Consider the following 8495-nt stretch of genomic DNA (forward strand, 5'->3'; position numbering starts at 1 on the left):
AAAAATAGAATTCCATGTGCTATTATGAACCAGGGCAAATCAATGCTCATTGACAAGACATCCATTCTTTCACAAAATTTGGGACATTATCAAAATTCAGATCTATTCATATACTTATGTTTTTCAGGTTCTTTGCTTTTTCTTGTCTCTATGAATTTGTCTAATTCATTCCATAGGATTGATACATTACCCTGATAGCCGCTATAGCATTGCATAAGATATAGTTTAGCAAGTTTGAAATCTTGTTTTTTTACGCAAGTAATCAAAGTTGCTTGATTGAAACTATCCTCACTAGATTCGCTGATTTGACCTATTGGCATTCCATGAGCATATAGAACCATTCCCCAGATCCGACCTTTGTATTTAATAAGAGTATCTATTAAATCCTTTATGTCCCAACAATGGATCTCCTTTTTACCCCAAGTCCCAAGATAGGAAATTGCTTGTCCGAAGGTTCCACCCCAGTTGACGACTCCCCGGTTCCACAGGTTGCCGCCTTGGAGGAGGTCGGCGCAGATCCAGACGTTCGGAACTCCGACACGAACCTTCAGGCCATCCGGTGAAGCGGTGTAACTGAAATCCTGGCCCCAGCGTTCGACTTCATTGACATCCAATCCCGTCTTTTCAGCCAATTTCCGCCAGCCATCGGCGGAAACCTGTTTTCGGCTGGAGCGGGGAGAGTTCAGGGCGATCATTAATTGGCTGGATACAGCCCGGCCTTTACAGGTGTAATATTTGAGCGAGTTATCACCGGTCGGAGAGGATTCGGCAACCCACTCCCAGTCGTCCCGGCGGGGAGCCTTCAACCAGGCATTGAGGATGCTGACATGAATGATGAAGTGATCGGGTTTTCTCTCTACTTTTTCGATCTGGCACCACGCGTCGATTTCATGTTGCGGCAGATCGACTGCAACAGCCAGATTCTCTTTGGCAATTGTGCTGAGGTCTGCCAATCGCAGATAATTGCCGCGAAGTTTCTGGAGAAGGCTTCCGGTCAGTTCATCACTGAACCGGCTTCGGTATCCTTGCTTTTTCCGATTGGAATATTGGCTGTCTTTTTTCCATTCCCATTCCGACCGATTGAACCAGATGCGCTCAATGGATACGTAAATATCCTGATAACCATTGTTTTCCCGGTGTTCCGTCACTCTGGCCCAATCATAAATACGATAGGGGGACAGTCCGGTTTTTCGGACCAAAGCCTGATGACCGTCGCTGGGGATATCATAGATTCGGGTTGCCTGCCACGGCAAATCGTCGCGGTTCGTGCGGACCCGGCAATGATACACGATCTGATCGTTGTTGCTTTTCCATTGTGATTCTTCCCACTGCCATTGCTGACTGCCCATGCGTTTCCTCCTGTGTCATGATTTGGGTTGTTGTTTATGGAATAATTGTCAACCTTCAGATGGGGAAATGTGCGCGGCGGCAGGCGGACACGGAAGAAAACTTTTATCAATTTTCATTTTGCAGGTGCTTGAATGTACGGGGATAATATGTTATCTTAATTTCAGGACTCAACCACGAAAGGGGACACATAGTATGCTCGACGAAACATTGTATCGCAGGAAGGTGCTCGGCTGCTGGCTGGGCAAGGCGGTGGGCGGAACGCTGGGAGCGCCGATCGAAGGGTGGCCGGGACCGCACCATCTCGATTTCTATGATCCGGTGCCGGCCACGATGCTGCCGAACGACGACCTCGATTTGCAGGTGGTCTGGTTCTGCACCATCGCGAAGCTGGCGAAGCCGGTGGTGGACTGTCAGGTGCTGGCGGAGGCGTGGGTGAAGAACGTCGGTTTTCCGTGGGATGAGTACGCGATCGCGATCCGCAACCTGAAGAACGGCATCCGGCCGCCGTTTTCCGGCAGCTATGACAACTGGTTCGTGGACGGGATGGGCGCGGCGATCCGTTCCGAAATCTGGGCCTGCCTCGCCCCCGGCAATCCGGAACTGGCCGCGAAGTTCGCGTATCAGGACGCCTGCGTCGACCACGCCGGCAACGGGATGTGGGCCGAAGTGTTTCTGGCGGCGATGGAATCCGCCGCGTTCGTCGAGAGCGACGTGCGCCGGATCATCGAAATCGGCAAGTCCTGCATCCCCGCCGACTGCGAGCTGCGGCAGGGGATCGAGGATGCGATCCGCTGGTTCGACGAGAAGCCGGAATTCGACTATTTGTTTGAAAAGATCATGGCGAAGTACCGCAGCGACAACTTCACCGACGTAAAAGTGAACTTCCCGATCATCGTTGCGGGGCTGCTGCTCGGCAACGGGGATTTCGGCAGGACAATCTGCGACGCGGTGAACTTCGGTGAGGATTCGGACTGTACCGGCGCGACCGCCGGGGCGATCATGGGCATCTTGAACCCGGACGGCATCGGCGACCGCTGGCTCGCCCCGATCGGACGCAACATGGTGCTCAGCCCCGGCATCACCGGGATCACGCCCCCGGCGACCATCGACGAATTTTCCGACCTGATCTGCGAGATGAGCAAGGTGATCCGGCTCGATGCGCATCCGGCGGCGGAATTCAAGCCGACTCCGGTGAAGGCGATGGCGACGGTGCGCACGCTGGGCGGTGAAACTCCGGTCCCGGTTCCGGTGACTTTCGACGGAAACTTCGGCGTGTGGCCGGAGCCGGTGGACAATCACCACGCTTTGCAGATGACGTTCAAATTCAAGGTTCCGGCGGACGGGCGCTACTGCGTGATGTTCAACACCAAATCGCAGTCGGAGGTCAAGGTGGACGGCGAACTCGCGTTCCGCCGCGAACCCGGCAGCATGGCGCCGAGCTTCCACCGCGTGCCGTGGAACCAGTCGGCGATGCTTGACCTGAAGCAGGGCGTGCATGTGCTGGAGGCGGAGCTGACCCGCGTGCCGTCCGGCACGCGCCCCGACTGGGTGGTCGGCGTCGCTTACGGCGATACGATGCAGTGGGTGCCAGACGCATTCCTGAATGTGGAATGACGGGCGCGGAAAAGGGGCGGAAGAAATTCCGCCTTTTTTCTTTTCCGGGAAGTTTCCGGTTTGAAACGCCGGATTTCCGGGGGCATATTACCGTAAAGAATCGTGGTCTGGATTTCAAGCGGAGAGGGGCAATGCGGGTAAAGTTCATTCTTCCGGCGCTGGCCGAGGCGGAAACCGGGAACTATCGGCCGATCAAATACTCTTTGTTTCCGCCGCTGGGACTGGCGACTCTGGCCGGATACCTGCGGCCGGATGACGAGGCGGAATTGGGTGACCAGCATGTCGAGCCGGTGACGACGGACGACGAACCCGATCTGGTGGCGATTCAGGTTTATATCACCAATGCGGGCCGGGCCTACGCGATGGCGGATGACTACCGCAGGCGCGGGGTGTTTGTGGTGCTGGGCGGACTGCATCCGACCTCGCTGCCCGGCGAGGCGCTGCAACACGCCGATGCGCTGGTGCTCGGCCCCGCTCATCAGGCATGGCCGGAGTTCCTGCGGGATTTCCGCGCCGGGCGCTGCCGGAAAATCTACACGGACAACTGCCGTTCCCTCGACGATATTCCGCCGGTGCGCCGGGATCTGATCCGGCGGCGGAACTATCTGGTGCCGAATTCGATTGTGGTGTCGCGCGGCTGTCCGCAAAGCTGCGACTTCTGTTATACGCGGAATTTTTTCGCAGGGGGCCGGCAGTTCTATACGGCTCCGGTGGAGAGGACGCTGCGGGAGATCGCCGCGCTGCCGGGGCGCCATTTGTTTTTTCTGGACGACAACCTGTTCGGCGCGCCGCGCTTCGCCCGGGAGCTTTTTGCGGGGATGGAGGGGATGAACCGGGTATTTCAGGGGGCCGCGACGGTGCGTTCCTTGCAGGATGATTCCCTGCTTGAGGCGGCTGTCCGCGCCGGATTGCGCAGCCTTTTCATCGGTTTTGAGTCGCTGAACCCCGAATCGCTGGCCGCCTGCAACAAGGCGATCAACCGGATTGAAGAGTACGCATTGACGGTGCGGCGGCTGCACGACCACGGGATCATGGTCAATGCAAGTTTTGTATTCGGATTGGAGGCGGACCGGCCGGAGGTGTTCGACCGCACCGTGGAGTGGGCCCTTGAAACCGGCATCGAAACCGCGACTTTCCATTTGGCGACGCCCTATCCCGGCACGCCGTTTTTTGAAAGAATGGAGAAGGAAGGCCGGCTGCTCCACCGCGACTGGGAGCGTTACGACACCCGGCATGCGGTGATCCGCCACGACCACATGAGCGCGGAGGAATTGGAGGAGGGGTATTGGCGCAGCTACCGGAATTTCTATCGCTGGCGCAGCATTTTCAGAAGCGCCTCCCGGCAGCGGAGCGCGGTCAAAAAGCTCCGCCATTTCTGCTACACGGCCGCATGGAAAAAGCTGGATCTGTTGTGGGCGGCGGTGATCCGGCTCAAACGGCTTCCCTGCGCTTCCTCGCTGCTGGAAAAGGTGCTTGATTTTTCGTAAAATGATAATTTTATACATCATTTCGATCAGAATCGGCATTCTCCGACGGAAAAAACGTGCTATACTAATAACACGAACCTGAAACAACCCAAAAGGAATGAGGCCGATTATGTCGATTCCGCGTCCCGAACACCCGAAAATGCAGTTTTACCGCCCCGATTGGGTCAACCTGAACGGAGAATGGAGCTATGAATTCGATTTCGGCAAGTCCGGAATCGAACGCGGCCTGCAGAATTCCACCGGTTTTGCAGGAAAAATCACCGTGCCGTTCTGCCCGGAAAGCCCGCTCTCCGGCGTCGGCCATACCGACTTCATCGAAAGCATGTTCTACCAGCGCGCGCTGGAAATTCCCGCCGCATGGAACGGCAGGCGGATTCTGCTCCACTTCGGCGCAGTCGATTACACCGCCGTGATCTATCTGGACGGCGTTGAAGTCGGCCGTCACTCCGGCGGCAGCATCTCCTTTACCATCGACCTGACCCGGCATGTGGAGGCGGGGAAGAGCTACAATCTGGTCGTGCATGTGCTCGACGACCAGCGCAGTTTCGTCCAGCCTTTCGGCAAACAGTGCCCGCAGTTCCAGTCGTGCGGCTGCAGCTACACCCGCGTGACCGGCATCTGGCAGACCGTCTGGCTCGAAGCCGCCGGCATACAGGGATTGAAGAAATGCCGGATCGTGCCGGAATTCGACCAGGGGGCGTTCGGCTTCCTGCCGGAATATTTTGAGGAGCGCCCCGGCAATACGCTGACCGTGCGGATTCTGGCGGAGGGCCGCGAAGTCGCTGTGGAGACGGTGCCGGCTTCGGCGTGGGGGCCGTTTTCGGTCACGGTGCCGGAACCGCGTGCGTGGAGCCCGGAGGACCCGTTCCTGTACACGATCGTCTTTGAAGTGAAGAACGCCTCCGGCGAGCTGCTCGACCGGGTCGAGAGCTACGGCGGGTTGCGGAAGATCCATGTGGAGGGCGACCGGCTCTTCCTGAACAACAAGCCGCTTTTCCTGCGCATGGTGCTGGATCAGGGGTACTACCCGGATGGGGTCTGGACCGCTCCGAGCGACGAGGCGCTGGTGCGCGATATCGAGCTTTCGATGGCGGCCGGTTTCAATTCGGCGAGGCTCCACCAGAAAGTGTTCGAGGAGCGTTTCCACTACCATGCCGACCGCATGGGCTACCTGACCTGGGGCGAATCCGCCTGCTGGGGGCTGGGCTGGACCCGTTCGCAGTGGTATACGCAGGACCGCTACACCGGCGTATTCAACTTCCTGCGCGAATGGCGCGAAACCGTCGAACGCGATGCGAACCATCCGTCGATCATCGCGTGGACTCCGCTGAATGAAACGGAGCGTCCCGTCGATCTCGATTTTTATCGCGGCGTGATGACCGAGGTGTACGACCTGACCAGACAGGTCGACCCGACCCGCCCGGTCAACGACACCAGCGGCTACCAGCACGTAAAGACCGACCTCTGGACGGTTCACCTCTACCGCAAGGATGCGGCGGAACTCAAGGAGGCGCTGACTCCCGCCGGCGGCGGCGTGTGGCACACCAGCCCCGACCACGAAGTCCCCTACGCCGGGCAGCCCTACCTGAACGATGAATTCGGCGGTTTCATGTACATCCCGCCGGAGCGGGCCAAGTTCGCCGCGAATACCTGGGGATACCACGGCCTTGACCTGAAATCGCCGGAAGAACTGTGCGCCAAGATTGCCGAACAGGTCGATTACATGCTGACGGTACCGAACCTCTCCGGCTATTGCTACACGCAGCTGACCGATGTGGAACAGGAGCAGAACGGCCTGTACAACTACGACCGCACCGCGAAGGTGCCGGAGGGGATGCTGAAAGCGATCTTCGGCAAGTCGCCGGAGTGGGCGAAGTAAGTCCCACTTTGCCTGTACCTCACTCCGAATAAGCCGGCTGGCATCGGGGATTTCGCCTTCGGCGACCAAGGCGCTTCGCCCTTGGAACCCGACCGGCAAGGTGCCGGCGCCGAATACTTGGGATCCGGGAAAGGCATTTCGCCTTTCCCTCCGGGGAGGGGGGGAGCTCTGATAGAGACAGGCATGGTTGTACAGGAGCGGCACACCGCTCCGGTCGGCACAGAGCCTGCTTTTTTGCAGGCTTTAGGCACTCCCTGCGGTAAGCTGCCGCCGGAGGCCGACCGTCGGCACCGATCACGCGCGGAACCTCCAGATGCTGACCGGGTAATAGACAGATACTCTGATGGAGGCTGATAAGAGTTTGTCTGCCGATATACGCAAAGCGAGGTCAGGCAACAATGCAATTGTCATATCACAGGTAAGCATATCTTTGAGTACGAGCCTTACTGGATCTTACCTGTAGAAAAAGACAAGTAGAGTTCAGCCTCCATGAGAGTAATTTCACATCAGATGGTCAGCATCTGGAAGTTCCGAGCGTGACCTCCGGCGGCAGCAGGCGCAGGGAGTGCCTGGAGCCTGCAAAAAAGCAGGCTCTGTGCCGACCGGAGCGGTGTGCCGCTCAGGTACCCGCTTGCCTGTCCACAGTAGAGTCTCCCCCACCTGGAGGGAAAACCGGAACGGTTTTCCCGGCTCTAAGTACCCGGCGCCGGCACCTTGCCGGTCGGGTTCCAAGGGCGAAGCGCCTTGGTCGCCGAAGGCGAAATCCCGCGACTTCAGTCGAGCATGATTTTGTGCAGTTCCAGAGGGGCTTCGAGGATGGCGTCGACCTGCTCGACGAAGGTCTTGAAATGCGCAGTCTGCATGTGGGCGTCGAGGGAGGCGTCGTCTTTCCAGGTTTCGATGAATAAGTAGGTGTCGGCGTTGAGTTCGTCGCGCTTGCAGTCGTAGCCGATGCAGCCGGGATCCTTGCGGGAGGCGGCGATCAGGGGGGACAGCAGCTGAGCGAGCTTGTCGCCGGAGTTGGGATTGATGGAAAGCACGCCGATGATATTGAACATGATTGAATCTCCTGAATTTTGAGAGGTTGGAGTAATATATCCTGTAAAGAAACGGTTTTCAATCCGTTTGCAGGTTGATTTTCCGAAACCGTCCCATATATTACGGGTGATGGGATTCTGTTACCGGAAATCGAACCGCAGGGGTGGAGTATGGATGTCAGATTTGTTTCGGAGTCGTTGTTGAATCAGGCGAAAGCGGCGGGAATCGCCGGGAAACCGTTGCATGCGGTGCGGTTCAGCCGGGCCTTTTCGGGGGAGTCGGGGGAGGGGTATTTCCTGCTTTACCCGGATTGTCTGGCGGCGCTGGACCGGAAGTTCGGCGAGGAGTTCCAACTGCGGAAACTGGCGCCGGATGAGCTTTCGCTGTTGAAGCGCGAACAGAACGGAACCAAACTGGATTTTACGTTGGACACGGCTTCCGGCCCGATCTCCTCCTCCGCGACGTTCTCGGAGGCGGAAGCACTGGGGAAACTGCTGGATGCCCTGAATCTGGCTGCTCCCGCCGTTTCTGCGGCTCCTGCGCCGTCGGCAGCCGCCACCGTGAAACCGGAACCGCAGCTGGCAGCTTCCGTTCCGGGAAGCAAGCCGAAAATCGAAATCCCGTCCTCCGGCAATTCCGGTTCTTCGGGGTCTTTGCAACTGTTTGCGGCGGGGCTGCTGTACGCGGCGGCTTCGGACGGGGCGTTTTCGCCAGAACAGGAACGGCTGATCAATCAATTGATTCCGTCGAATGTGCTGGCGACGGCTTTGAGCTATTACAACAGCACGCCGAAAGAAACTTTTTTCCGTGAAATCCGCAATGCGTTTTCGGAGAAGCAGCAGACCTCGCTGATCGCGAACCAGTTGGAAGTGATGATGTGCGACGGCGACCTCCGCCGGATCGAAATGGACTTCATCAAGGTCGAAGCGATGTACCTGAATTACTCCTCCTCCAAGATGTACCAGATCCGCGAACTGATCATCCTGAAGAACCAGCTCTCCGCCCTGTTCGCCTGAATCAGGACATAAAAATGTAACCGCCCGGTGAGCTACATCTGGATTTGAGATTGCATGCGTGTTATGTTCTTCCACAAACCAGAATAATGGGAGGACGACATGGGACGTGAA

At 57.5% G+C, this 8495-nt stretch carries 6 protein-coding genes; 4 read left to right on the forward strand and 2 right to left on the reverse strand.

Annotated features, from left to right (window positions below):
• Nucleotides 1-89: 89 nt before the first annotated feature.
• The gene (locus C8D82_RS20190; protein WP_116886101.1) at nt 90-1349 is read right to left on the reverse strand and encodes a hypothetical protein; all 1260 of its coding nucleotides are present in this window, start codon (nt 1347-1349) and stop codon (nt 90-92) included.
• Nucleotides 1350-1542: 193 nt separating this feature from the next.
• Between C8D82_RS20190 and C8D82_RS20195 the strand changes: the two genes are divergently transcribed.
• The 3 genes from C8D82_RS20195 to C8D82_RS20205 all read left to right on the forward strand — a co-directional run bounded on the left by C8D82_RS20195 (nt 1543) and on the right by C8D82_RS20205 (nt 6330).
• A complete protein-coding gene (locus tag C8D82_RS20195) occupies nt 1543-2964 on the forward strand; it encodes an ADP-ribosylglycohydrolase family protein (RefSeq protein ID WP_165833236.1) in 1422 nt (473 codons plus the stop codon).
• Nucleotides 2965-3095: 131 nt separating this feature from the next.
• On the forward strand, nt 3096-4451 hold the full coding sequence (locus tag C8D82_RS20200; protein WP_116886106.1) for a B12-binding domain-containing radical SAM protein: 1356 nt from the start codon (nt 3096-3098) through the stop codon (nt 4449-4451).
• A gap of 109 nt (nt 4452-4560) precedes the next feature.
• Nucleotides 4561-6330, forward strand: coding sequence for a glycoside hydrolase family 2 protein (locus tag C8D82_RS20205; RefSeq protein ID WP_207776206.1), 1770 nt, complete (start codon nt 4561-4563; stop codon nt 6328-6330).
• Between the two features lie 773 nt (nt 6331-7103).
• Here the strand turns inward: C8D82_RS20205 and C8D82_RS20210 are convergent.
• Complete coding sequence (locus tag C8D82_RS20210; RefSeq protein WP_147835748.1) at nt 7104-7388, reverse strand: putative quinol monooxygenase; 285 nt, start codon at nt 7386-7388, stop codon at nt 7104-7106.
• A 150-nt stretch (nt 7389-7538) separates the two neighbouring features.
• Here C8D82_RS20210 and C8D82_RS20215 point away from each other — a divergent pair, with 150 nt between their 5' ends.
• Complete coding sequence (locus C8D82_RS20215; RefSeq protein ID WP_116886105.1) at nt 7539-8384, forward strand: hypothetical protein; 846 nt, start codon at nt 7539-7541, stop codon at nt 8382-8384.
• Nucleotides 8385-8495: the final 111 nt, after the last annotated feature.

Source organism: Victivallis vadensis (assembly GCF_003096415.1).
Classification (GTDB): Bacteria; Verrucomicrobiota; Lentisphaeria; order Victivallales; family Victivallaceae; genus Victivallis; species Victivallis vadensis.